The organism is Mycobacterium sp. NTMscope_MAC_269, from assembly GCF_976985695.1.
Genome location: NZ_OZ335668.1, coordinates 4,567,412 through 4,591,997, shown reverse-complemented (window position 1 = coordinate 4,591,997; position 24,586 = coordinate 4,567,412). Strand labels below are relative to the sequence as shown.

Annotated in this window: 18 protein-coding genes and 1 riboswitch; of the genes, 12 read left to right on the top strand and 6 right to left on the bottom strand. The window is 68.1% G+C overall.

All coding sequences use genetic code 11. From position 1 onward, the window contains the following. Positions 1–133 precede the first annotated feature (133 nt). The 8 genes from ACZ50Z_RS21750 (at position 134) to ACZ50Z_RS21715 (ending at position 11,760) form a co-directional block, all read left to right on the top strand. Positions 134–991 carry an SDR family NAD(P)-dependent oxidoreductase gene (locus tag ACZ50Z_RS21750; protein WP_464485403.1) on the top strand — a complete coding sequence of 286 codons (858 nt, stop codon included), beginning with the start codon at positions 134–136 and terminating at the stop codon, positions 989–991. After that, on the top strand, positions 988–2,388 hold the full coding sequence (locus tag ACZ50Z_RS21745) for an aromatic ring-hydroxylating oxygenase subunit alpha (RefSeq protein ID WP_464485402.1): 1,401 nt from the start codon (positions 988–990) through the stop codon (positions 2,386–2,388). Before ACZ50Z_RS21750 ends, ACZ50Z_RS21745 begins: the two co-directional genes overlap by 4 nt. Continuing rightward, entirely contained in the window at positions 2,385–4,229 is a 1,845-nt protein-coding gene (locus tag ACZ50Z_RS21740; RefSeq protein WP_464485401.1) for a flavin-containing monooxygenase, read from the top strand. Before ACZ50Z_RS21745 ends, ACZ50Z_RS21740 begins: the two co-directional genes overlap by 4 nt. Further along, positions 4,226–5,176 (top strand): SDR family NAD(P)-dependent oxidoreductase, encoded by a 951-nt coding sequence (locus tag ACZ50Z_RS21735; protein WP_464485400.1) that lies wholly within the window; start codon positions 4,226–4,228, stop codon positions 5,174–5,176. Before ACZ50Z_RS21740 ends, ACZ50Z_RS21735 begins: the two co-directional genes overlap by 4 nt. A 13-nt stretch (positions 5,177–5,189) precedes the next feature. Next, positions 5,190–6,332, top strand: a complete 1,143-nt coding sequence (locus ACZ50Z_RS21730) for a CaiB/BaiF CoA transferase family protein (RefSeq protein WP_464486348.1) — start codon at positions 5,190–5,192, stop codon at positions 6,330–6,332. A 44-nt stretch (positions 6,333–6,376) separates the two neighbouring features. Next, entirely contained in the window at positions 6,377–8,089 is a 1,713-nt protein-coding gene (locus ACZ50Z_RS21725; protein WP_464485399.1) for a thiamine pyrophosphate-binding protein, read from the top strand. Between the two features lie 15 nt (positions 8,090–8,104). Beyond that, positions 8,105–9,532 carry an aldehyde dehydrogenase family protein gene (locus ACZ50Z_RS21720; RefSeq protein WP_464485398.1) on the top strand — a complete coding sequence of 476 codons (1,428 nt, stop codon included), beginning with the start codon at positions 8,105–8,107 and terminating at the stop codon, positions 9,530–9,532. Positions 9,533–9,765: 233 nt separating this feature from the next. After that, on the top strand, positions 9,766–11,760 hold the full coding sequence (locus ACZ50Z_RS21715) for an acyltransferase family protein (RefSeq protein WP_464485397.1): 1,995 nt from the start codon (positions 9,766–9,768) through the stop codon (positions 11,758–11,760). Positions 11,761–11,765: 5 nt separating this feature from the next. Here the strand turns inward: ACZ50Z_RS21715 and ACZ50Z_RS21710 are convergent, their stop codons facing one another. Together ACZ50Z_RS21710 and ACZ50Z_RS21705 are read right to left on the bottom strand one after the other, a co-directional pair. Continuing rightward, complete coding sequence (locus tag ACZ50Z_RS21710; protein ID WP_464485396.1) at positions 11,766–12,425, bottom strand: O-methyltransferase; 660 nt, start codon at positions 12,423–12,425, stop codon at positions 11,766–11,768. Further along, complete coding sequence (locus ACZ50Z_RS21705; RefSeq protein WP_464485395.1) at positions 12,422–12,670, bottom strand: hypothetical protein; 249 nt, start codon at positions 12,668–12,670, stop codon at positions 12,422–12,424. Before ACZ50Z_RS21705 ends, ACZ50Z_RS21710 begins: the two co-directional genes overlap by 4 nt. A gap of 11 nt (positions 12,671–12,681) precedes the next feature. Then, positions 12,682–12,854: riboswitch (M-box (ykoK) riboswitch) on the top strand. A gap of 250 nt (positions 12,855–13,104) precedes the next feature. Between ACZ50Z_RS21705 and ACZ50Z_RS21700 the strand changes: the two genes are divergently transcribed. Together ACZ50Z_RS21700 and ACZ50Z_RS21695 are read left to right on the top strand one after the other, a co-directional pair. Then, positions 13,105–13,320 carry a hypothetical protein gene (locus ACZ50Z_RS21700; protein ID WP_464486408.1) on the top strand — a complete coding sequence of 72 codons (216 nt, stop codon included), beginning with the start codon at positions 13,105–13,107 and terminating at the stop codon, positions 13,318–13,320. 73 nt (positions 13,321–13,393) lie between these two features. After that, positions 13,394–15,196: an NRAMP family divalent metal transporter gene (locus ACZ50Z_RS21695; RefSeq protein WP_464485394.1), complete on the top strand. Its 1,803-nt coding sequence runs from the start codon at positions 13,394–13,396 to the stop codon at positions 15,194–15,196. Here ACZ50Z_RS21695 and ACZ50Z_RS21690 read toward each other — a convergent pair. After that, positions 15,188–16,132: an NADP-dependent oxidoreductase gene (locus tag ACZ50Z_RS21690; protein ID WP_464485393.1), complete on the bottom strand. Its 945-nt coding sequence runs from the start codon at positions 16,130–16,132 to the stop codon at positions 15,188–15,190. The two genes, ACZ50Z_RS21695 and ACZ50Z_RS21690, sit on opposite strands and share 9 nt — an antisense overlap. A 144-nt stretch (positions 16,133–16,276) precedes the next feature. Between ACZ50Z_RS21690 and ACZ50Z_RS21685 the strand changes: the two genes are divergently transcribed. Next, positions 16,277–16,894: a hypothetical protein gene (locus ACZ50Z_RS21685; RefSeq protein ID WP_464486347.1), complete on the top strand. Its 618-nt coding sequence runs from the start codon at positions 16,277–16,279 to the stop codon at positions 16,892–16,894. A 10-nt stretch (positions 16,895–16,904) separates the two neighbouring features. On the opposite strand, the gene car is transcribed toward ACZ50Z_RS21685, so the two are convergent. Continuing rightward, positions 16,905–20,477 carry a carboxylic acid reductase gene (gene car / locus ACZ50Z_RS21680; RefSeq protein ID WP_464485392.1) on the bottom strand — a complete coding sequence of 1,191 codons (3,573 nt, stop codon included), beginning with the start codon at positions 20,475–20,477 and terminating at the stop codon, positions 16,905–16,907. Between the two features lie 110 nt (positions 20,478–20,587). Then, positions 20,588–21,343 (bottom strand): L,D-transpeptidase, encoded by a 756-nt coding sequence (locus tag ACZ50Z_RS21675; RefSeq protein WP_464485391.1) that lies wholly within the window; start codon positions 21,341–21,343, stop codon positions 20,588–20,590. A 339-nt stretch (positions 21,344–21,682) separates the two neighbouring features. Between ACZ50Z_RS21675 and ACZ50Z_RS21670 the strand changes: the two genes are divergently transcribed. Then, a complete protein-coding gene (locus ACZ50Z_RS21670; RefSeq protein ID WP_464485390.1) occupies positions 21,683–22,615 on the top strand; it encodes a LysR family transcriptional regulator in 933 nt (310 codons plus the stop codon). Here the strand turns inward: ACZ50Z_RS21670 and oxc are convergent. Then, positions 22,599–24,356, bottom strand: a complete 1,758-nt coding sequence (oxc, locus tag ACZ50Z_RS21665) for an oxalyl-CoA decarboxylase (RefSeq protein ID WP_464485389.1) — start codon at positions 24,354–24,356, stop codon at positions 22,599–22,601. The two genes, ACZ50Z_RS21670 and oxc, sit on opposite strands and share 17 nt — an antisense overlap. Positions 24,357–24,586: the final 230 nt, after the last annotated feature.

Sequence of the window (24,586 nt, the reverse complement as noted above, 5' to 3'; positions counted from 1 at the left end):
CCGACCTTGACAGCGAAGTCCACGGGTCGGAATAGTGTTCTCGCAGGGACAGAATGCCATATCTTGTCCGGACAAACTAGGCAGATCCCGCTTGTCGGCGCTGGACCGCGCCGGCGGCGGGCGAAAGCAGGTCATGGACGATCAATTCGGGCACTTCAGGCTGGATGGCCGCATCGTCGTGGTGTCCGGCGCGGGTGGCGGCGGCATCGGCACGGCCGTCACGGCCATGGCCGCCCGCGCGGGAGCGACCGTGATCGCGGTGAGCCGATCGAAGGAAAACCTCCACGAGCACATCGCCCCGCTGGCCGCCCACGGGCTGGCCGTGGTGCCCGTCGCGGCCGATGCATCCACCGACGACGGCATCGCCACGGTGATCGACCACGCGCGCCGCGCCGACGGGACGTTGTACGGCCTGGTCAATGTCGCCGGCGGCGCCGAGCCGTCGACGTGGATGCCGTCGACGCGGGTGACGCGCGGCGACTGGCGCAAGATCTTCGCCGACAACCTCGAAACGGCGTTCTTCATGAGTCAGGCCGTGGCGGCCGAACTCGTCGCGCACCAACAGCCGGGGTCGATCGTGTCGATCTCCTCGATCAGCGGCATGAACACCGCGCCGTTCCACATCGCCTACGGGACCGCCAAGGCCGCGATCACCGCGATGACCCGCACGATGGCCGTCGAATTGGCGCAGGCGGGAATCCGGGTGAATGCCGTGGCGCCCGGCGTCACCGAGACGGCGGCCTCGCGCACCTACGTCGACGAGGACCCCGAGCGGGATCGTCAGGCGATCGCCATGGGTCGGCGGGGCAGGCCCGAGGAGCAGGCCGGCGCCATCCTTTTTCTGCTCTCGGAAATGTCGAGCTACATCACCGGCCAGACGCTGCTCGTCGACGGCGGGCTGGACCTCAAGTGGAGCCACCTCGGCGCCGACAACACGTCGCTATTCCTCAAAGACGAATCCTTCCGGGCGGCAATTAGGAGGATGGCATGACCGACCTCGCCAAGGGCACGAATTCTACGGGGGCCGAGGAGCTTTCGGCGCCGATGACGATCGGTGTCGAGGCCTACATCTCCGAGGAGTACGCCCGCGCCGAGCGCGACAAGCTGTGGCGCAGGGTGTGGCAGCAGGTGGGCCGGGTCGAGGAGCTGCCTGAGGTGGGCAGCTACCTGACCTACGACATCCTCGACGACTCGATCATCGTGGTGCGCACCGGAGCAGGAGAATTTCACGCCCACCACAACGTGTGCATGCACCGCGGCCGCCGGCTGATCGACACCCCCGAGGGCGCCAAGAACGCCTGCGCGCGCACCCGAAAGTCGTTCGTCTGCGGCTTTCACGGCTGGACCTACGGCCTGGACGGGGCGTGCACGCATATCCGCGAACAACAGGACTGGCAGGACGCGCTCACCCCGGACAACACCCACCTTCGGCCGGTGCGGGTCGACACGTGGGGCGGCTGGTTGTGGATCAACATGGACCCCGATTGCGAACCACTGGCCGATTACCTGTTCCCCGCCGCGAAGATCCTCGACCCGTTCGGCCTGGAAAACATGCGCTACAAATGGCGCAAGTGGCTGTCCTTCGACTGCAATTGGAAAGTCGCGCTGGAGGCCTTCAACGAGACCTACCACGTCTACACCACGCACCCCGAATTCAATAAGTTCGGCGAGTTCAAGGGTTGGGCGAAAGCCCAAGGCAGACACAGCAACATCGGCTACGACGCCCCAGAGGACATGGAGGCCACCAAGTCCAAGATCCGCCTGGGCATCGGCGCCGATCCGCGGGTGTCCACCGCGGAGATGCAGGTGTACACGATGGAGGAAACCAACGCCACCACCACCCAGACCCTGGTGAACGCGGCCAAGCGACTGGTCGACGAGTTGCCCGAGGGCACCCCGGCCGACAAGGTCCTCGAGCATTGGCTGGCGTCGGCGCGCCGCGACGACGAGGCCCGCGGCGTGGTGTGGCCCACGATCCCTGCCGACATTCTGGGCCAGGCCGGCACCGCGTGGCAGATCTTTCCGAACTTCCAGATCGGGCAGGGTCTGACCAGCGCCCTGTGCTACGGCGCACGGCCGCACCCCAGCTACAACCCCGACAAGTGCATCTTCGAGGTGTCGGTGTTCGAGCTGTATCCGAACGGCCAAGAGCCCCAGACGGAATGGGAGTACACGCCGGTCGGCGACCCGCGGTGGCGGTCGGTCCTGCCGCAGGACTTCTCCAATATGGCCGCGGTGCAGCAGGGCATGAAGTCGCTCGGCTTCCCCGGCACCAAGCCCAACCCGTACCGCGAACGCAGCACCGTCAACTTGCACTACCAATTATCGAGATACATGGGTGCCGGTGAGCCCCAGGAACTTCCACGCAAGGAGTCGCCCTCGGCATGACCATGTACCAGGACAACTGCGGGCCCACCGCCACGCCCGACGACGTGGACGTCGCCACGCTGCGCGAGAAGTACCGGCTGGAGCGCGAAAAGCGGCTGCGCAAGGAGGGTTCCAAGCAGTACATCGAGTTGGAGGACGATTTCGCCGGCTACTACGAGGTCGACCCCTACACTCCGACCACGCCGCGCGACCCGATTTGCGAGGACATCGACGTCGCGGTCCTGGGCGGCGGCTTCGGGGGCCTGCTGTCGGCGGCCTACCTGAAGAAGGCGGGCGTCGACGACGTCCGCGTCATCGAGCTGGGCGGGGACTTCGGCGGCGTCTGGTACTGGAATCGGTATCCCGGCATCCAGTGCGACAACGAATCCTACTGCTATATACCACTTCTCGAAGAGCTCGACTTCATGCCGTCGAAGAAATTCGCGGACGGTGCCGAGATCTACCAGCACTGCCGGAACATCGGCAAACACTTCGGGCTCTATGATTCGGCGATCTTCTCCACCCAGGTGCGCGACCTGCGTTGGGACGAGGAAATCAAGCGCTGGCGCATCGGCACCAACCGCGACGACGACATCCGTGCCCGGTTCGTGGTGCTGGCATCGGGTCCCTTCCACCGGCCGAAATTGCCGGGCATCCCGGGGATCAAGGACTTCAAGGGCCACGCGTTCCACTCGTCGCGGTGGGACTACGACTACACCGGCGGAAACAGCGGCGGCAACCTGCACAAGCTCGCTGACAAAAGGGTCGCCGTCATCGGCACCGGCGCCACCGCGATCCAGATCGTCCCGTTCCTGGGCCGAGACGCCCAGCACCTCTACGTTTTTCAGCGCACCCCCTCGACCGTCGACCAACGCAACAACGCGCCGACCGACCCGGAGTGGGCGAAGTCGTTGCAGCCGGGCTGGCAGCGGGAACGGCAACGCAACTTCCACTCCTGGACGTTCGAGGGCATGGCGCTGGGTCAGCCGGATCTGGTGTGCGACTTCTGGACCGAGCTCGGGCGCAACACCGCGGCCCGGGTGCTCGCGCTGGACGACCCCGCGTCGCTGACCCCCGAACAGTTCATGGCGATCCGCGAGGAAGAGGATTACAAATTGATGGAGCGGCTGCGCCGTCGCATCGACGTGATCGTCGAGGATGCGCAGACCGCCGAGGCGCTCAAGCCCTACTACCGGTTCCTGTGCAAGCGGCCGCTGTCCAACGACGAGTACCTGCCGATGTTCAACCGCCCCAACGTCACCCTCGTCGACGTCTCCGATTCCAAAGGCGTGGAGCGGATCACGGAGAAGGGACTGGTGGCGGGCGGCGTCGAGTACGAAGTCGACTGCATCATCTATGCCAGCGGCTTCGAAATCACCACCGAGATCAGCCGCCGCTACTCCATGGAGATCGAGGGGCGCGACGGTCTGTCGCTGTTCGACTATTGGCGCGACGGTTACCAGACGCTGCACGGGATGACCAGCCGCGGATTCCCGAACCAGTTCTATACCGGTTTCACCCAGGTCGGCATCTCCGCCAACATCGCCGCCAACTACGAGCTGCAGGGCGAGCACATCGCCTACATCATCGCCGAGGCGTTGAAGAGAGGGGCGAGGACCGTCGAGCCCAGCCAGGCGGCGCAGGAGCAGTGGTGCGCGACGATCCGGGAGACCGCGGTCGACAATTCGGCGTTCGACGCCCAATGCACGCCCGGCTACTACAACAACGAAGGCGGCGGTGGGGGAGAGGGCATCCGGTCGCACCTGGGCGAACCGTACGGCCCCGGCTTCTACGCCTTCGAGGACCTGCTGCGGGTGTGGCGCGACAAGGGCGACCTGGACGGGTTGGTGCTCGGAACTTGAGCGAAACCCTTTCAGCGCGATTGCGATTCGACGGCCGTGTTGCCGTGGTGACCGGGGCCGGCCGCGGGTTGGGTCGCGCGTACGCGCAACTGCTGGCCTCGCGCGGGGCGAAGGTGGTCGTCAACGACGTCGGCGGCGCCCTCGACGGCGCCGGGGTCGACGCCGGCCCGGCCGAGCAGGTGGTTGCCGAGATCACCGCGGCGGGCGGACAGGCCGTCGCGTGCAGCGCGTCGGTCGCGACCGCCGAGGGCGGCGACGCGATCATCGCGACCGCGATCGAGCACTACGGCCGCATCGACATCTTGGTGCACAACGCCGGCAGCGTCCGTCGCGGCTCGCTGAAGGAGATGAGTTACGAGGACTTCGACGCCGTGCTCGACGTGCACCTGCGCGGCGCGTTCAACGTGGTGCGCCCGGCGTTTCCGCTGATGTGCGCGGCGGGCTATGGGCGCATCGTGCTGACGTCGTCGATCGGCGGCCTGTACGGAAACCATGGCGTGGCCAACTATGCGGCCGCCAAGGCGGGTGTGATCGGGTTGTCCAATGTCGCCGCGCTCGAAGGGGCGGCCGAGGGCGTGCGGTGCAACGTGATCGTGCCGGCGGCGGTGACGCGCATGGCCGAAGGCATCGACACGTCGGCCTACCCGCCGATGGGCGCGGAACTCGTTGCGCCCGTGGTGGGCTGGCTCGCGCACGAATCCTGCTCGGTGACCGGTGAACTGTTCATCGCGCTGGCTGGGCGGGTTGCCCGCGCGGTGGTCGCCGAAAGCCCGGGGGTGTGCCGGTCGTCGTGGACGATCGAGGACGTCGGCAGCCATCTGGACGCGATCCGCTACGTCGAGGCGCCGCTCATCTTCCCGGTCGTTCCCGATGGCCACAACGAGCACATCCGCTACAGCTTCGATCTGGCGCACAGGTCGGGGCACCAAGGAGCGCTCAATGGCTAGCCCCACGGGCCCCATGGCCGGCGTGCGCGTCATCGATCTCACCGCGATGGTGATGGGGCCCTACTGCACCCAGATCATGGCCGACATGGGCGCCGACGTGATCAAAGTCGAACCGCCCCAAGGCGATAACACCCGCTACATCTCGGTGGGCCCCGCGCCGGGCATGAGCGGGGTGTTCGTCAACGTCAACCGGGGCAAGCGCGGCATCGTGCTGGACCTGCAGACCGACGCCGGAACACGGGCGTTGCGTGCTCTGGTCGAGACCGCCGACGTGTTCATCCACTCGATGCGCGCCAAGGCGATCGCCAAGCTCGGCTTCGGCTACGACGACGTCGCCGCGATCAACCCGCAGGTCGTCTACACCAATTGCTACGGGTACGGGCGACGTGGGCCCGATCGCGATCGCCCGGCCTACGACGACACCATCCAGGCCGAATGCGGCCTGCCTGCGGTGCAACAGCAGTTGACCGGCGAGGCCGACTACGTCGGCACCATCATGGCCGACAAGATCGCCGGATTGACGGCGCTCTACGCCACGATGATGGCGTTGTTCCACCGCGAACGCACCGGGCAGGGGCAAGAGGTCGAGGTCGCCATGTTCGAAACCATGGCGTCGTTCATGCTCGTCGAACACGCCAACGGCGCCCTGTTCGATCCCCCGCTGGGACCCGCGGTGTATCCGCGCACGGTGGCGCCCAACCGCCGCCCGTACCGCACCAGCGACGGCTACATCGCCGCGCTGATCTACAACGACAAGCACTGGAACGCGTTCATGACAGCCGTGCAGCCGCCGTGGGCCAGCGAGCTGTACGCGACGCTGGAACAGCGGGCCCGCGAAATCGACACGGTCTACGGGCTACTGGCCGAGACGATGAAGGAGCGCACTACCGCCCAGTGGTTGGAGCTCCTGCGGGAACTCGAGATACCGGCCGCGCCGCTGAACACGCCCGGCGCGCTGTTCGACGATCCGCATCTCAATGCCGTCGGGATGTTCGAGACGGTGGACACCCCGCACGGACCGGTGCGCTTCCCGGGAGTGCCCACCTGGTTCTCCCAGACACCGGGCCGCGTCGCAGGTCCGGCACCAGAACTCGGCGCCGACACCGCCGCGGTCCTCGACGAGCTGGGTCTGGCGGTCGACGCGAACCCCGGATAACGCTTGCTCATTGAAATTTATTGCTAGTAAAGGAGTTTTCCACCATGGCCGTGCCCGTCTACAAACGCATCCTCGACCTGTTCGAGGCCGAGGGCATCAACACACTGTTCGGCATTCCGGACCCGAACTTCGTGCACATGTTCGCCGAGGCCGAGGCTCGCGGCTGGTCGGTGGTCGCACCGCATCACGAATTGAGCGCGGGTTTCATGGCCGAGGCGGCGTCGCGGATGACGGGCAGGCCCGGCCTGTGCATCGGCACGCTCGGCCCCGGCATGGCCAACATGGCGGGAGCGATCCAGTGCGCTCTCGTCGAGAACTCGCCGGTGATCTTCCTCGGCGGCCAGCGCGCCCGCATCACCGAGCGCCGGGTGCGGCGTGGACGCATCCAATTCGTCCGCCAGGAACCGCTTTTCGCGGCGTCGGTGAAGTACAGCAGCTCGATCGAGTACGCCGACCAGACCGACGAGATCATCCATGAGGCGATCCGCCAGGCCATGTCCGGCACCCCCGGCCCGGTCTACGTCGAATACCCGTCGCACGTCATCCTCGAAGAGCTCAACGTGGCCGATCCGCTGCCGCCCCACCGGTATCGCCTGGTCAACCAGGGGGCAGGCGCCCCGGAGATCGCCAAGGCCGCGAAGCTGATTCGCGAAGCGAAGAGCCCGATTCTGTTGGTGGGCCACGGCGTGCACACGTCGCGCACCGGCCCCGCGGTCAAGGAGCTCGCGGACTTGATGGCCTGCCCGGTCATCCAGACCTCCGGGGGTACGTCGTACATCCCGGGTCTGCAGGACCGGACCTTCCCCTACCTGTTCTCCCCGGCCGCCAACGAGGCGGTCGAGGAATCCGACCTCTGCGTCGCGCTGGGAACCGAACTCGGTGAGCCCATGCACTACGGCCGGACCCAACATTGGGCGGACAACGACGCGAACCGCAAATGGGTGTACGTCGAGCAGGACCCGGCCGCCATCGGCGTCAATCGCCAGTTCGACGTGCCGCTGGTCGGCGATCTGCGCGGCGTCGTGCCGCAGCTCGTCGACGCGCTCCGCGACACGCCGCGCACCCCGGCGGCCAACCTCGAGAAGTTGGTCAAGGCCGACGCCGAGGAGCTCGCTCAGCTCGCCGAGAGCGCGCCGTCGGGCCGTTCGCCGATCCACCCGGCGCGCTACGTCGTCGAGGCCACCAAGGCGTTCAACGAGCTCGACGACGGCATCCTGGTGCGCGACGGCGGCGCGACCGTGATCTTCCAGTGGACCTACTCGCAGTCCAAGCCGCGCGACGTGATCTGGAACCAGAACTTCGGCCACCTGGGCACCGGTTTGCCGTACGCCGTTGGAGCGTCGGTGGCCGAGGGTGGCAACCGTCCGGTGATGCTGCTGACCAGCGATTCGGCGTTCCTCTTCCATATCGCCGAGCTGGAAACCGCTGCGCGGCAGAACCTTCCGCTGGTGTGCGTGGTGGGCGTCGACCATCAGTGGGGCTTGGAAGTGGGTGTGTACAAGCGCACCTTCGCCCAGCCGTCACCGCAGCCCGGGGTGCACTGGAGCAAGGACGTCCGGGTGGACAAGGTTGCGGAGGGCTTCGGTTGCCACGGCGAGTACGTCGAGAAGGAATCCGAGATCGGCCCGGCGATCGCCCGCGCCTACGCCAGTGGCAAAGTCGGCGTCGTGCATGTGTGCATCGATCCGAAGGCCAACTCCGAGGAGATGCCCAAGTACGACCGATTCCGGACCTGGTATGCCGAAGGCACTCAGTAAGAAGAGGATGATGTCATGCGCGAATACCTGAAGTTCTACATCGACGGACAGTGGGTCGACCCGGTGCGGCCCAACGCCTTCGAGGTGGAGAACCCGGCGACCGAGCAGGTTTCCGGCAAGATCTCGCTGGGGTCGGCGGCCGACGTCGACGTGGCGGTCCAGGCCGCTCGGCGGGCCTTCGCCGGCTGGTCGCAGAGCACCCGCGAACAGCGCCTGGACCTGTTGCAGGCCATCCTCGCCGAATACCAGAAGCGCGCGGACGACCTCGCCGAGGCGGTTACCGAGGAGATCGGGGCGCCGCCGTCGCTGGCCGCGGGCCCGCAGGTCTTCCTCGGCATCGGCCACCTCACCACGGCCATCGACGTGCTGAAGAACTTCCCGTTTTCCGAACAACGCGGACAGACCCTGATCGCCAAGGAGCCTATCGGTGTCTGCGGCTTGATCACGCCGTGGAACTGGCCGATCAATCAGGTCGCGGTCAAGGTGTACCCGGCGTTGGCGACCGGCTGCACGGTCGTCCTGAAACCCTCTGAGGTCGCGCCGTATTCGCCCTACATCTTCGCCGAGATCCTGGCCGCCGCGGGCGTGCCGGCCGGGGTGTTCAACCTCGTCAACGGCGACGGCGCGGGCGTGGGCGTGGCAATGGCGAGCCATCCCGACATCGACCTGGTGTCGTTCACCGGGTCCACGCGCGCCGGCATCGAGGTCGCCAAGTACGCCGCCCCGACGGTGAAGCGAGTGACCCAGGAACTCGGCGGCAAAAGCCCCAATATCGTCCTCGACGACGGTGGCTTCGCCGACGGCGTCCGCGCCGGTGTGGCCAACATGATGCCGAACTCCGGGCAGAGTTGTAACGCGCCGTCGCGCATGCTGGTGCCGAATTCACGGATGGCCGAGGCCATTTCGATCGCGCGCGAGGTAGCCGAGCAAGTCCAGGTGGGCAGCGCCGACGCGACGGCGATCGGGCCGGTGGCGTCGAGGGCACAGTTCGAGAAGGTCCAGCGCCTGATCCAGCAGGGCATCGACGAGGGCGCCACCGTGGTCGCGGGCGGCCCGGGCCGGCCCGCCGGGCTGGACTCGGGGTACTACGTCAAGCCGACCGTCTTCGCGCACGTCACCAACGAGATGGCGATCGCGCGCGAGGAGATCTTCGGGCCGGTGCTGTGCATCCTCGGCTACGACGACATCGACCAGGCCGTCGCGATCGCCAACGACACCGAATACGGCCTCGCCGGCTATGTTTCCGGGGCCGATCTCGACACGGCGCGCGCCGTCGCCCGCCGGATCCGCGCGGGATGGGTGACGATCAACCACGCGTTCGACATGAACGCCCCGTTCGGCGGCTACAAGCGCAGCGGCAATGGCCGCGAATGGAGCGACTTCGGCTTCCACGAGTATCTGGAGGTCAAGAGCACCCTGGGCTACGCGCCCGACAAGGCCTGATGCCCGACCCCGAAATCCGCACGCGCCGCGGCGCAAAACCGTTGCGTGTCCTCCACGCGATCCCGTAGGTCCGCCCTTAAGCTGGCTCCGTTCACGAGGAGGGGCAGCGACGTATCGGCATCAACCATGGCGCCGGGCGGGATGGTAGTCACGGCGCGTTGACGGCGAGCACCGAGCCGGGCGGGTCTCACCCCGCACCGGCGCGTCGTACTCGGCCCCGATGGGTCGCACCCGTGCGCCGGGTGGGCCGGCTGGCGGTTTGGGACCGGCCGGAGCGGCGCAGCGGAATCCCCGCGCTCGACGGCCTGCGCGCGATCGCGGTAGCGCTGGTGCTCATCGGGCACGGCGGCATCCCCGGGGTCAGCGGCGGATTCATCGGCGTCGACGTCTTCTTCGTCCTGTCCGGATTTCTCATCACATCGCTGCTGCTCGACGAGCTCGGGCGCACCGGCCGCATCGAGCTCACCGGCTTCTGGATCCGGCGGGCGCGGCGGCTGCTGCCGGCGTTGGTGTTGATGGTGCTCACCGTGGCGGCGGCCCGGCAGCTGCTGCCCGAGCGGTCGCTCACCGGTCTGCGCGACGACGCCATCGCCGCGTTCGTGTGGATGGCGAACTGGCGGTTCGTCGCCCAGAAAACCGACTACTTCACCCAGGGCGCACCGCCGTCGCCGCTGCAGCACACCTGGTCGCTCGGGGTGGAGGAGCAGTACTACTTCGTCTGGCCGCTGCTGCTGATCGCGGTCGCGGTGTCGCTGGCCGCGCGCGCGAGGCGCCGCTTCACCCGGGCCACCGTCGGCGGGGTGCGCTTCGCGATTTTCCTGATCGCCACGCTGGGGGCGTTGGCGTCCGCGGCGCTCGCCATCGTCATGGCCTCCGACGCCACCCGCGACCGGATCTACTTCGGCACCGACACCCGCGCGCAGGCACTGCTGGTCGGCGCGGCGGCGGCGGCCCTGCTGGTGCGGGATTGGCCGTCGATGAACCGCGGTTGGTGCATGATCCGCACGCGGTGGGGCCGGCGCGCCGCCCGGATTCTGCCGCTGCTGGGTTTGGCGGGGCTGGCTGCCGCGACCCACTACGCCACCGGTGCCAGCGGCGAATTCCGACACGGCTTGCTGATCGGCGTCGCGATCGCGGCCGTCGTCGTCATCGCCCCGGTCGCTTCGGAGCAACGCGGCATCGTCGCCCGCGCGCTCGCGTTGCCGCCGCTGGTGTGGCTCGGGACCATCTCCTACGGGGTCTACCTGTGGCACTGGCCAATCTTCTTAACGCTCAACGGCGAACGCACCGGATGGTCCGGGCTGCCGTTGTTCGCCGCCCGGTGCGCCGCCACGGTGGCGGTGGCCGCTGCGTCGTATTGGGTGCTCGAGCAGCCCATCCGGCGCTGGCGCCCGGCGCGGGTGCCGCTGCTGCCGTTGGCGGCGGCAACCGTGGGCAGCGCCGCGGCGGTGACGCTGTTGGTGGTTCCGGTCGGAACCGGCCCCGGGCTGCGTGAGGCGGGCTTGCCGCCCGGCGTCTCGGCGGTCGCCGCGGTCTCACCGTCGCCGCCTGGCGAAAGCCGGCCGCGCGATCCTAATCGGCCGTTCACCGTCTCGGTGTTCGGTGATTCGATCGGGTGGACGTGGATGCACTACCTGCCGCCGACACCGGGATTCGCGTTCCTCGACCACACCGTCATCGGATGCAGCCTGGTGCGCGGCACCCCGTACCGGTATGTGGGTCAGACCCTCGAGCAGCGCTCCGAATGCGACGGCTGGCCGATCCGCTGGGCGAGGCAGGTCAGCCAGGACCAGCCGGATGTCGCGCTGCTGATCATCGGCCGCTGGGAAACCGTGGACCGCGTCAACGAGGGCCAGTGGACCCACATCGGCGACCCGACCTTCGACGCCTACCTCAACGGCGAGCTCGAGCGGGCGCTGACCATCGCCGGTTCCACCGGCGTGCGGGTGGTGGTGGCGACCGTGCCCTACAGCCGCGGCGGTGAAAAGCCGGACGGCCGGCTCTATCCCGAGGACCAGCCGGACCGCGTCAACCTCTGGAACACCATGTTGCGCAAGACTGTCAGCCACCATCCAAATGTCGCGATCCTCGACCTGAACAAGAAGCTGTGCCCCGACGGTGTCTATACCGCCAAGGTCGACGGCATCAAGGTGCGCAGCGACGGCGTGCACCTGACCCCGGAAGGGGTGAAGTGGCTGACGCCGTGGCTCGAGGAATCGCTGCGGTAATTCTTCTAATTGCCCGTGCGGCAGCTGATTTCCATGCTGTCGCTGTCGCGGACTTGAAAGTTGAAGCTGACGTAGCCGTTGGCCTGGTCGCGTACGCGGTCGAGATACGGCGCCATGTCGGCTGAGCTGGCGTTGTCGGCGATGACCAACGCACCCGTGGAAAGCCGGGGCTCCAGCAACTCGATTACGGGCAGGTACAGATCCTTCCAACCGTCGAGCAGCAGGAAATCGACTGCTCCGTCCACGCTTTCCAGCGTGGTCAGGGCGTCGCCCTCGAGAATCGTGATCACATCGTCCAGGCCCGTCTCGGCGAACGTCTTCGTCGCCGCCGCGATCTTGGTCTCGCTGAGCTCGGTGGTCACCACCCGGCCGCTGCCGTTGTCACGCACCGCCGCCGCCAGGTGAACGGCGGAAATGCCGAAGGACATCCCGAATTCGACGACGGTGGCCGGGCGGGTGGCGCGCACCAGTGAATACAGCAGCCGGCCGGCTTCGGGCGTCACGGGGATGTAGAACTCGCTCATCGCCTCGGCGCGCTCCCGGGCGGTCATCGGCTGATCGAACGTGCCACGCCGCTCGCGCAACAGCGACATCTGGTTCGTCGACTCGGCGTACATGCGGTCGAGCGTCGAAGCGACCCGGGGATCCTGCAGCGTTGTGGTCATCTCGCCGAGCCTAGCCCGGCGACGGTGAGCGCCGGGACGGCGCGAGTGAGGAGTCGGGCGATCGAACCGGGCCCGGCGACGGTGAGCGCCGGGACGGCGCGAGTGAGGAGTCGGGCGATCGAACCGGGCCCGGCGACGGTGAGCGCCGGGACGGCGCGAGTGAGGAGTCGGGCGATCGAACCGGGCCCGGCGACGGCGCCACGCTCAGCGCAAATGAGTTTGACGAGCCCGGGCCGCGGTGCCACTATGGACTCCGCAAGCACCTCGGTAGGTGAGGCGTCTGCATGGATATAGGCCACTGACCCCGAACGTCGAGAGACGCCCCGGGTCAGGACAGCTCTTCCCGGACCCAAGGGTTGAGCCCAAGTGGCTTCTGGAATGTTCCGGATACGCCGTGCAGTGCCGAAGCTCCGACGAGAGGGGTGCGACCGGCGGCGTTGGTGCCGTCGGTCACTTCTGCCTCCTCCCGTTCAGGTGAATGTGACGACACCCGCGTGTGTCCCGGCCGTGAGGAGGTGAGGGCGAGATGAGTCCCGGCGATAGTCCGTATCCGAAATTCGTTTTGTCCCGATCCGGCTCCGGCATTCCTTCCGCCGCCTGACCTTGCGACTGGTCCTGCGCGGCTGACACGTTCCACAGACGGTGTCGACGCCGATCGGACCCCTGGCAGGAGAAGATCATGGCTTTTGTTGTTACGCACCGTTTTTCCGCCGTTCCGAGCGGTCGCGGGCGCTCGATGCTGCGCGCCGGCCGGCTGCTGGCCGACAAGTTGCACCTGCGGGCCAACCTGACCCCACAGGAGCGGGCCAACCTGTACGTCTCGCGGATGCCGATCGCGGTGGTCACCGCCTCGCTGGGCGGACACGCTTCGGACCGCGCCGACAACCATTGGTGATCCGTTCCGCGCATCGAGTGCATCCCGCATGCCCTCACCGCGAGGTGAGAACGATTCGTATAGCGAGGATCAGATGACGTCGATCCACACCGGCGGCGGCCGCCGCGGCCCGGGTTTCGGCCGCACGGCCGCCGCGCCGGAGAACCCGCGCGCCGACACGCAGACGCCGACGGTGCTCGACACCGCGCACGTCGGCGACATCGTCGGCGCGTTCGGTCGCATCGCGCGCGACGGCACCGGCGGCACGGCGAGCGGCCGCTGGCGGCGGCTCAAGACGCTGGCGGTCATCACCGGTCCCGGCCTGATCGTGATGGTCGGCGACAACGACGCCGGTGGCGTCGCGACCTACGCCCAGGCCGGCCAGGACTACGGGATGGGCCTGCTATGGACGCTGGTGCTGATGATTCCGGTGCTGTACGTGAACCAGGAAATGGTGTTGCGGCTGGGCGCGGTCGCCCGGGTGGGCCACGCCCGCTTGATCTTCGAACGGTTCGGCAAGTTCTGGGGCGCCTTCAGCGTCGGTGACCTGTTGGTCTTGAACGCGTTGACGATCGTCACCGAATTCATCGGTGTGTCACTGGCTCTCGGCTTCTTGGGCTGCCCGAAGATCGTCGCCGTCCCGGCGGCCGCGGTGCTGCTGTTCGCCGTCGTGGCCGGGGGCTCGTTTCGGCGCTGGGAGCGGTTGATGTTCCTGCTGATCGCGGTGAACGTCCTGATCATCCCGATGGTGCTGCTGGTGCATCCGGCCCCGAAAGCGACTGCGGCAGGGCTGATCCCGCAGTTCCCCGGCGGGCTGAACTCGACCGTGCTGCTGCTGGTGGTGGCGATCGTGGGGACGACGGTCGCGCCGTGGCAGCTGTTCTTCCAGCAATCCAACGTAGTGGACAAGCGCATCACCGCGCGCTGGATCCCTTACGGGCGAGCCGATTTGGTGATCGGGATCGTCGTCGTCATGGTCGGTGCGACGGCGCTGATGGCGGTGACGGCGTTCGGGATGGCGGGCACCGCCGATGCCGGGCACTTCACCGACGCGGGCGCGGTCGCCGGGGGGTTGACCCGGCATCTGGGCGGCACGGTAGGGGCGCTGTTCGCGATCATCCTGCTGGACGCGTCGCTGATCGGCGCCAACGCCGTCGGCCTGGCGACGACCTATGCCGTCGGTGACGCCATGGGCAGGCGGCACTCGTTGCATTGGAAGATCAGCGAGGCGCCGGTGTTCTACGGCGGCTACGCGGTGCTGCTCGCGGTATCCGCGGCGGTCTCCTTCAGCCCCGACCACGTCCTGGGCCTGGTGACCCAAGGCGTGCAGGCGCTCGCCGGCGTGTTGCTTCCCTCGGCGACCGTCTTTCTGGTGTTGCTGTGCAACGACCGCGCGGTGCTCGGACCGTGGGTGAACACGGTGCGGCAGAACATCGTTGCGTGGACCATCGTGTGGTGTCTGGTGCTGTTGTCCCTGGCGTTGACGGCGACGACCTTCTTCCCGGACCTGTCTACGGCCACCATCGAGGCCGGGCTCGCCGGCGGCGCCGCGATCGGCATCGCCGGCGGCGCGGTGATGATCATCGTCGGGCGGCGACACCGCAACCTGGCCGACGCCGAAGCGATCGTGCGCACGCTCGGAGGGGGGCTGGACCCGGAGCAGGTCGACGAACTGGACGACGCCGCTTCGCTCACCCGCGCCGAGCGGCGGGCCGTGCGCCGCCAGGACCGGGCCGCCTGGCAAACCCCGAACCTGGCCGTGCTCGACCGGCCGGCAATGTCGCCGATGCGCCGGGCGGGGTTGTTCACCCTGCGGGGCTACCTGGTGGTGGCAGTCGCGTTCGTCATCATCAAGATCGTGCAGGCCGGTGTCGCCGGACCGGTCATTTCATTGTGAGTTGGTAGGCAGCAGAACGATTTTCCCGTGGGTGTGCCGTTGTTCGAGTTCGGCGAAAGCGTCGGCGACCCGGTCCAGCGGATAGGTTGCGGCGATGTCGAAGTCGATGGCGCCGGAGACGATCAGGCCGGCCATTTCGGCGAGCACCTCGGGTGTCGAGGCGTCCATGCTGCCTTCGGTCTTGGCGCCCACCTCGGCGGCCTTCTGGAAGGCGATGATGGTGTCGATCCGCTTCGGCGCCACGCCGAGGTCCACCGCGAGCTGGACGTAGTCGGGGCCGAACAGGTCGACGAACGCGTCGATTCCATCCGGTGCCGCGTCACGTAGCCGCTCGGCGAGCCCATCACCGTAGGCGATCGGGACGACGCCATGCGCGCGCAGCCAGTCGGCGTTGCCGGGGCCCGCGATGCCGAGGACGCGCGCCCCGCTGTGCACCAGAAGTTGCACGACCAGGCTGCCCACCCCGCCCGCGGCGGCCGACACGGCGACCGTGTCACCCGGTCGGGGAGCCACCGCACGCACGGCGGCATACGCCGTCACACCGGCCACGTAGAGCGAACCCGCTGCCTCCCAACCGAGTTGGGCGGGTTTGTGGATCAATTGGCCCACCGGCACGGCGGCATGGGTCGCGTGGCTGGACCGGCGCAGGCTGAATCCCAAAACCTCGTCGCCGACCGCGAACTCGGTGACCCCGGGCGCCACCGCCGTCACGACGCCGGCGAGGTCGCTGCCCTCACCGGAGGGAAAGGTGGCCGGGAACATCTCGTGCATCGCCCCGACCCGGATGCCGGCCTCGCCGGGGTTGATCCCGGCCGCGCGAACCTCGACGACCACCTCGCCCGGGCCGGGCGCGGGCATATCGATGTCCGCGACGTACAACACCTCACGCCCCCCGTATCGGTCGAACCGTACGGCGCGCGCCGCTGCAGCGGTCATGGCGATCTCCTTACCGCGACGATGCCCCCACCCACGCCAGCATAGGCACGCGAAGAGCTATCCACCGGCGGCCCGTTGGGCATATGTTCGTAGCAACTCGAACACGGATGACGTGTGGAAGGGATTGGCGTGGGGGTTCCGGGGATGCGCAGCGCGGGCCGGGCATTGCTGCGCGTGGGCGCGATCGTCGCGGTCGGCGTCGTGGGCGCGGGCTGCGGCGGCACGGACAATCCTGCGCCGCCCTCCGCGACGGAGTCGAGCCCGCCCGCTTCGCCGACCGGATCGAGCGCGGTCACCGGGCCGCCGCCGGGGCAACCGACCGATTACGGCTACTTGCTGATCAAGTCCAGCGACGTGGGCGGGGATCTCACGGCACCCCAGTCGCCGATGCTCAATCCCAACAACGCACCGGGGGTCGCTCAGCTGTTCGCCAACGCCGACAGCAGCCGGCGCCTGTGGGACACCATCGTGGTGAGCACCGATCCGTCGGCGGCCGCGGCCGAACTCGCCGGCAGCAAGAGCGATTACGCGGGCAAGGTGGTCGGCGACTGGCGGCCTCTCGCGGTGGGAGCCAACGGGTCGACGGTGTCGGGCGCCTCGCCCGACAACTCCCAGGCGATGACGGTCCTGCTGTTCACCGAGGGCAAGGCTTTCGTCACCCTGGAATTCGACAGCGCACCGAATGACCCGTTCGACCCGGCCGCGGCGCTCGAGATCGCGCGCAAGCAGGACGCCGCGGTCAAGCGGGGGCTGCCCGGCTAGGCGGCCCCGGCTACACCAAACCCAGCAGGCGTAGGTCCGCGACATACTTGTCGATCAACGCTGCCGACAGATGCGGGATGTCCTCGTCCGCACCGATTTTGGCGATCTGCACCGCGTGGCGGAAGACGTCGGTGGGGGCCGGCGCGCCGCGCAGCGGCGTCTCGGGCTCCCGGTAGGCGTCCAGCAGCGGCAGCACCGAATGCTGGCGCTGCTTGTCCGGTAGGGCGCGAAGGGCCGTGGTGAAGCGGCCCAGCCATTCGTCGTAGTCCTCAATGCGCCGGATGTCGTGCCCGGCGGCGATCAACCAGTCGACGAACACGTCCAGGGAAACGCCGTCGTCGTGCGGGTTCATCACGTCATAGGAGCGGTAGCCGGCTTCCTCGGCCGCCATCTGCTCGCCGAGCGTGGTGACCGCTTCGGCCACGAAGTCGGCGGGCAGCCCGTCGTAGTGGGCCACCGCCCGGTCGCCTCGCTCGTCGGCCCGGTAGAACGAGGAGGGCGCGATGCCGGTGGTCAGCAGGCTGAATATTAAGCGGGTGAACGCATCTGGCACGTTCAGCTGTCCGGCGTACCGGCTGTGCGCAAGGATCATGTCGGAGCGGAAGACGGCGACCGGCAACCCGCACAGGTCGTGCGCCTCACGCAGCAACACCTCACCGGCCCACTTGCTGTTCGCGTACCCGTTCGCATAGCTGTCGTCGATCGCGCGTACCGAGCTGACCGCACGGATGTCGCCGTCTTCGGCGAACGCTCCGGGATCGACCGTCATGGCCACGGCGACGGTCGACAGATAGGTGACCGGCTTGATCCGCGTCGTGATCGCCAGGCGGATCAACTCGGCGGTGCCGACGACGTTGGGTCCGAAGAGTTGGTCGTACGGCAGCACGTGGTTGACCAGCGCGGCCGGATGGACGATCAGATCGACGGTGTGGGCCAGGCGCTGCCAAGTCGCTTGGTCCAGGCCGAGATTCGGCGCACCGATGTCGCCGACGATGACTTCCAGGTGCTCGGCGGCCAGCGCCCGGAACCTCTCCAGCAACTGCGGATCCCCGCTATCGAAAACCGCCTCCAACCGCTTGAGGGCCGCGGTGCTGTCCGTCGCGCGGATGACGCAGATGAGCTTCCCGGCGGTCTCGGCGAGGCGCTCGAGCCATTCGAGGGCCAGGAAGCGACCGAGGTAGCCGTTGGCGCCGGTCAGCAGGACTGTGTGGGGTGTGCCGGTCGCGCGCGGCAGGGTCGGCGCGTCGGCCAGGGTCGTCGCGTCGATGAACTTGTCCAACGTGAGCTCCGCGGCGCGGACCTGGGCGGCGTCGCGCCCGTGCACCGTCGCGAACGTTGGCCGGTGCGACCCCGATTCACGTTCGGACTCAACGTATTCCGCGAGCTGCGCCAGATCGGTGGCGGGTCCGGTGATCATGCCGACGGGCACGTCGACGTCGAAGATGTCGCGCAGCAGGTTGGAGAAGGTCAACGCCGACAGGGAGTCGCCGCCGAGTTCGATGAAGAGCGCGTCGGGCTCGGGCGGTCCGCCGGCCACACCCAGCAGCGCCTCGGCGGCTCGGGTGAGGGTGAAGATCACCGGGTGCTTGTCCGCCCCCTCGCGCAGTGCACGCAACTCGGTCACGCGGTTTTCGGCCAGCTCGGCGTAGAGCTGTTCGAGCCGGTCGGCGTAGCGCTCTTTGAGCTTCGGCCGCAGCAGCTTGCCCACGCCCGAAAGCAGGCCGTTGTCCTCGCTGAACGGCTCGGTCTCGACCACGAAGTCGACGGGCACCTCATAGGACTGCAGTTCGGCGAGTTGTGCTGACTGGCGCAGGGATTCGGCGAGCGCGGCCTTTAGGCCGGCGGGATCCCCGGCGAATCGCCGGTCGGCGTCGGCCGTCGGCACGACGACGGCCAGCAGATAGGGTCGTTCGCTGTTGCCGTAGACGAAGATCTGGCGGACCAGCGGCGCGCTGGCGAACACGGCCTCCAGGCGTGCGACGGCGACGAACTCGCCCTGCGCCAGCTTCAACACGTTGTTGCGGCGGTCGACGTAAGCCAGCCGATCCGGTTCCAGCTCGGCCATCACATCGCCGGTCCGGTAGTAACCGTCGGGGTCGAACGCATCGGCGGTGACGTCCGGTCGTTTGAAGTAGCCCGGCGTGGCGGTCAGCGACTTCACCAGCAATTCGCCACGGGGATAAGGCTTGTCGGTGTGGAAGTAGCCCAGTTCGGGAACGTCGATCAGCTTGTAGTCCAGCACCGGGGGACGCGTCATGCGCCCGTCCTTGGTCACCATGCCGACCTCGGTCAGTCCGTAGCCGTCGAGAACGTGGACGTCCAAACATGTTTCGACGAAGTCGCGCATCTCCGCGGCCAGCGGCGCCGTTCCGCAGAAGGCGGTCACGATGCGCCCGCCGAGAACCTGCTCACGCAGCTCGGTTTGCGCCTGGGCTTCGGCCGAGGCGGCATCGGCGCCCGACGCCACCAGTCGATCGACGGCGCTCTGGTGGCGCTGATAGAGCATTTCCGCCACCCGGGGCACCAGACCCATCTCGGTGGGGCGCACCAGGTTCCAGTCGTCGAACAACGTGGACAGGTCGCTTTCCGGCACGAAATAACTGGTGCCGCCGGCCTGGAACGCCGTCGACAGCGGTATCCGGCCGCCGAGATGATTCAGCGGCATGAAGTTGACGTTGAACACCGGCGTGTCCGCGAAGTCGGGCATCAGCTCGTTGGTCCACACCTTGGCCAGCATCCGCTCGGTGTACATGGCGCCCTTGGGTAATCCGGTGCTGCCCGAGGTGTACATGATCATGGCCAGCCGCTGATCGGTGTCACCGGTGTACATGGGCTCGGGCGGCAGGGCGCGGCCGCGTTCGATGATGTCGTCGAGGGTTTCGATGGTCACCGCCGTGCCGGCGGTCGCCAGCTTCGCCCGGGCGCGTTGCAGCGCTTCGCGGTGCTCGTCGACCTCGGGCTGGTAATCGAAGACCACGAGGCGCCGCAACGATGAGCTTTTCGCCGCCGCGTCGACGGCAAGGTCGAGATAGCCGACGCCGGCGGCCAGTATCGACGGCTCGACCTCGTCGACGATGGGCCGCAATCGTGAGGCGGTGGTGTTGTGTTGCAGCGGAACGGCAACCAGCCCGAGGTAGGCGCAGACCAGATCGAGGGTCAGGTATTCCGCGCTGGCGAAACCGACTGTCGCGACGAAGTCCCCGGGTGACACAGGGTTTTCGGCGTCGTGCCGCCACGCGCCGGCGATCGCGCGAACGTTGGCCCACAGCTCGCGGTAGGTCATCGTGTCGAACCGGGGGAGCAGTCGCGTGGTGGTGCGACCGGTCGCCGGGTCGGTGCTCAGTGTCCTGGCCCGCCAGCCCAGTGCGGGCCGATCGGCGTAGCCCTCGACAAAGAGCTCGAGAATCTGGGGCAGCCGCAGGTCGGGTTGGCGCGCTGCCTGCTGCAGCGACAGATCGGGTTTCGCGCCGCGGAACTGTTCGTCGCTGCCGGCCAACTCGCGGATGCGGCCGGCCACCCGCTCGCGCGCCGTGCTGATCGGGCCGCTAGAGCTAACTTTCGTGCGCTTCGCGTCACCGGTCATGGCCCGCCTCTCGTTCAGATCCCTCGTCTACCGAGAACTCACCGCCGCCGGCCGGTCTTCCGTTCAACGGGTGTGACGACTGTCACATGCCAGGGATCTACGGGTGCGCGTCAGGCCACGACCTGGATGGGGTCGCCGACGTTGACCTGGTTGAAGTACCACGCCGCGTTGTCGGGGCTGAGGTTGATGCACCCGTGGCTGACGTTGGCGTACCCCTGGGAATCGACCGACCACGGAGCCGAGTGCACGTAGACGCCGCTCCAGGTGACCCGGACTGCGTACTGGGCGGTGATCTTGTACCCCTCGGGCGAGCTGAGCGGGATGCCGATGGTGCGCGAGTCCATCACCACGGTGCGCTGCTTTTCCAGCGCGGTGAAGCTGCCCATCGGGGTGGGCCTGCTGGGCTTGCCCATCGACGCGGGCATGGTGCGCAGCACCTCTCCGTCCCGGCTGACGGTGAAGGTGTGCTTGGAGATGCTGGCGACACCGAGCAGTGCGTCGCCGGTGTCGAACCCGGTAGTCAGGGCCTGCACACCCACCGAGACGTGGGTGTGTGGGGGCCAGTACTGGTTGGGGACCCACTGCACGACCGTGTTGTGGACCCATTCGAAGTGTCCCGGCGTGCCGCTCGGCGACGTCACGCGGATCGACCGCTCGACGGCGGCCCGATCGGCCACCGGCGCGGTGAAGGTCACCACGACGGGGTGCGCGACACCGACCACGGCGCCGTCGGCGGGCAAAATCGAGGCGACCTCGGGGGCGGGATGCGGTGTGGGCACGGCGGCGGTGCCGCGCGCCGTCGATCCCACTAGGCCGATGACCGTGATCGCGACCATAACAAATAGATAACGAACACCTCGACGCATAGCGTCCACCCTTCGAGATGGTGCGATCAACACACGGATATTCTACGGGTTACCCAGGAATTACCGGTTTCAGCAAACAATGACAGCCCGTCGCGGTCGCCACTGTCACGATCCGGGAACCGATTGAGTTCAATTGCGTCAGCTTCCCGGCCAAGGCGTCCTGCTCGAGCGGCACCTGCGTGAAAAGCGAACCGATGCTGCGGTTTTCGCGGCCGAAATATCCCGGATCTCCCTCGCGTGCCGACGCGCGGCCGCCGCGGGCCTGGCGCACCCGTCGGGCGCGCGTTAGCCTCAGCGAGATCGGCGCCCCAAGCCCGAGCCGAACCCCGAGGAGTGCGGGTGCTCTTCCGCCAGCTGGAGTACTTCGTTGCGGTCGCCTCCGAGCGCCACTTCGCCCGGGCGGCCGAGAAGTGCTTCGTATCCCAGCCCGCGCTTTCTGCCGCGATCGCCAAGCTGGAACGGGAGCTCAACGTCACGCTGATCAACCGCGGCCACAGCTTCGAGGGCCTCACCCCCGAGGGGGAGCGGCTGGTGGTGTGGGCCAGACGGATTCTCGCCGAGCACGACGCCTTCAAGGCCGAGGTCGACGCCGTGCGCTCGGGCATCACGGGGACGCTTCGGCTCGGCACCGTGCCGACGGCCTCGACCACGGCATCCCTCGTGCTCTCGGCGTTCTGCTCCGCGCATCCGCTGGTGAAGGTGCAGATCCTGTCCCGGCTGGCGGCGACCGAACTCTACCGGCGCCTGCGCGAGTTCGAACTCGACGCCGCCATCGTGCACGCGACACCCGGCGAGGCCCACGACGCGAACCTCGTCCCGCTGTACCAGGAGCGCTACGTGCTGCTGTCGCCCGCGGAGGTGTTGGGATCCGGTGCGGCGACGATCACCTGGGCCCAGGCCGCGCAATTGCCGCTGGCGTTGCTCACCCCCGACATGCGCGACCGTCAGATCATCGACAAGGCCTTCGCCGATCACGGCATCACCGTGCGCCCCCAGGTGGAAACCGACTCCGTCGCTTCGCTATTCGCTGCGGCGGCCGCCGGAAATTGGGCATCCATCGTGCCGCACACGTGGCTGTGGACCTCCACGCTGGGCCCGGAAATCCGGGCGGTGGAGATGGTCGATCCGGTGCTGAAAGCCGACGTCGTGTTGGCGACCAACTCGAGCGGACCCGGGTCGCCGATCGCGCGTGCGCTGGCGGCGTCGGCCGCGGGGCTGGCGCTGAACGAGTTCTTCGACGCCCAACTCCTGGGCGTCACCCGCCGCCGCTGACCGTGTCTGAAGTGGCCGCGCGGGGCGGGTTCCGGTTGGCCAGATGCCCGCTTTCCACGCCGGCGGCCGGGTCGAGCTCGCAGTCGATGACCGTCGGCGCCCCGGAGCCGATCGCCTCGGCCAGCGCGGCGCGCAGCTCGCCGGGCGTGGCGACGTGATAACCCTTGCCGCCGAACGCCTCTGCGATCAGCTCGTGGCGCGCCCCGGCGTTGAGCACGGTGGGGGCCGGGTCCGAAGGGTGGGCGGCCGCGCCGGGCGCGGTCTCGTCGCCGCGATAGACGCCGCCGTTGTTGAGGATGACGACGGTCACCGGCAACCGGTAGCGGCAGATCGTCTCGACCTCCATCCCGCTGAAGCCGAAGGCGCTGTCTCCCTCGATCGCGACGACCGGCCTGCCGGTCTCGACGGCGGCCGCGATCGCATAGCCCATGCCGATTCCCATCACGCCCCAGGTCCCCGTGTCGAGCCGGTGGCGCGGCACCTCCATGTCGATGACGTTGCGGGCCAGGTCGAGCGCGTTGGCACCCTCGTTGACGACGTAGACGTCGCGGTTATCTTGCAGCACAGCCCGAATCGCGCCGAGCGCGTTGTAGAACCGCATCGGGTGGGGGTCGTCGGCCAGGCGCTCGCGCATCTTGGCGTCGTTGCGCGCCGTGCGGTCGGCCAGCTCGGCGGTCCATTCCGCGGGCGCGGCGACCGGCCGGGCGGTCACGGCGTCACACAGCGCGGCCATCACCGAGCCGATGTCGCCGGCCAGGGGCGCGGCGATCGGCTGGTTGCTGTCGAACTCCGAGGCCGCGATGTCGATCTGCACGAATTTGGTGTCGGCCGACCACTGCGGCGACTCCCCATGGCCCAGAAGCCAATTCAGCCGGGCGCCGACCAGCAGGACGGCGTCGGCGCGGGCGATCGCCAGCGAGCGTGCGGCGGCCACGGACTGCGGGTGGGAATCCGGCAGTAGCCCCTTGGCCATGGACATCGGCAGGAACGGAATCCCGGTCGCCTCGACGAACTGCCGAATCTCGTTGTCCGCCTGGGCGTATGCTGCGCCCTTGCCCAGTACGATCAGCGGTCGCCGCGCCTGGGCCAGCACGCTCAGTGCGCGCTCGACGGTGTCGGGTGCCGGCAGCTGGCGGGGCGCGGGGTCGACGACCCGCCAGATCGTGGCGGCGGCGGCCGAGGCCTCCAGGGACTGGCCCAGGACGTCGCCGGGGATGTCGAGGTAGACACCGCCGGGGCGCCCGGAGACCGCGGTGCGAAAGGCGCGCGCGACGCCGCCACCGATGTCCTCGATCCGGTTGATCCGGTAGGCCGCCTTCGCGAACGGCCGCGCGGCGCCGAGCTGGTCGAGGTCCTGGTAGTCACCGCGGCGCAGGTCCACCAGCGCCCGATCGCTCGAACCGGAGATCTGGATCATCGGGAAGCAGTTCGTCGTGGCGTTCGCCAGTGCGGGCAAGGCGTTGAGGAAGCCGGGCCCTGACGTCGTGAGGCACACGCCGGGCCGGCGGGTGAGGAATCCGGCGGCCGCGGCGGCGTTGCCGGCCGAGGCTTCCTGCCGAAAACCGATGTAGCGCATGCCCGACGCCTGCGCGGTCCGGGCGAGGTCGGTGATCGGGATGCCGACGAGGCCGTAGATGGTCTCGACGTCGTTCGCCTTGAGCGCCTCCACCACGAGGTGGAAGCCGTCGACCACGCGGGCCGGGTCCTGCGCGTCGCCTCCCGACGCCGAAACGGTGGACATCTGCGACTCCTCGGGTGCGGGCGGCGGTACTGATCCGGTACTGGCCTAGCCATCACTGTGACCCCGGCGCCCGGCGTGTGTCCAAGTCGAACCCGCTATCCGACGATTGACGACGTCTATCGCCGCAGCTCACGCCAAGCGGCCACGCTCTCGATAGCCGAGGGTTATCGGTCGTGAGTGAATCGGTATTGGCGCCTCAGACGACCGCCGGGCAGGGTGGCAGCGACGGC

What these genes read in the sequence shown, in the direction of transcription:
- ACZ50Z_RS21750 (WP_464485403.1), top strand. Translation starts at nt 134, where the DNA reads ATGGACGATCAATTCGGGCACTTCAGGCTGGATGGCCGCATCGTCGTG.
- ACZ50Z_RS21745 (WP_464485402.1), top strand. Translation starts at nt 988, where the DNA reads ATGACCGACCTCGCCAAGGGCACGAATTCTACGGGGGCCGAGGAGCTT.
- ACZ50Z_RS21740 (WP_464485401.1), top strand. Translation starts at nt 2,385, where the DNA reads ATGACCATGTACCAGGACAACTGCGGGCCCACCGCCACGCCCGACGAC.
- ACZ50Z_RS21730 (WP_464486348.1), top strand. Translation starts at nt 5,190, where the DNA reads ATGGCCGGCGTGCGCGTCATCGATCTCACCGCGATGGTGATGGGGCCC.
- ACZ50Z_RS21725 (WP_464485399.1), top strand. Translation starts at nt 6,377, where the DNA reads ATGGCCGTGCCCGTCTACAAACGCATCCTCGACCTGTTCGAGGCCGAG.
- ACZ50Z_RS21720 (WP_464485398.1), top strand. Translation starts at nt 8,105, where the DNA reads ATGCGCGAATACCTGAAGTTCTACATCGACGGACAGTGGGTCGACCCG.
- ACZ50Z_RS21710 (WP_464485396.1), bottom strand. Translation starts at nt 12,425, where the DNA reads ATGACCACAACGCTGCAGGATCCCCGGGTCGCTTCGACGCTCGACCGC.
- ACZ50Z_RS21700 (WP_464486408.1), top strand. Translation starts at nt 13,105, where the DNA reads ATGGCTTTTGTTGTTACGCACCGTTTTTCCGCCGTTCCGAGCGGTCGC.
- ACZ50Z_RS21695 (WP_464485394.1), top strand. Translation starts at nt 13,394, where the DNA reads ATGACGTCGATCCACACCGGCGGCGGCCGCCGCGGCCCGGGTTTCGGC.
- ACZ50Z_RS21690 (WP_464485393.1), bottom strand. Translation starts at nt 16,132, where the DNA reads ATGACCGCTGCAGCGGCGCGCGCCGTACGGTTCGACCGATACGGGGGG.
- ACZ50Z_RS21685 (WP_464486347.1), top strand. Translation starts at nt 16,277, where the DNA reads ATGCGCAGCGCGGGCCGGGCATTGCTGCGCGTGGGCGCGATCGTCGCG.
- car (WP_464485392.1), bottom strand. Translation starts at nt 20,477, where the DNA reads ATGACCGGTGACGCGAAGCGCACGAAAGTTAGCTCTAGCGGCCCGATC.
- ACZ50Z_RS21675 (WP_464485391.1), bottom strand. Translation starts at nt 21,343, where the DNA reads ATGCGTCGAGGTGTTCGTTATCTATTTGTTATGGTCGCGATCACGGTC.
- oxc (WP_464485389.1), bottom strand. Translation starts at nt 24,356, where the DNA reads ATGTCCACCGTTTCGGCGTCGGGAGGCGACGCGCAGGACCCGGCCCGC.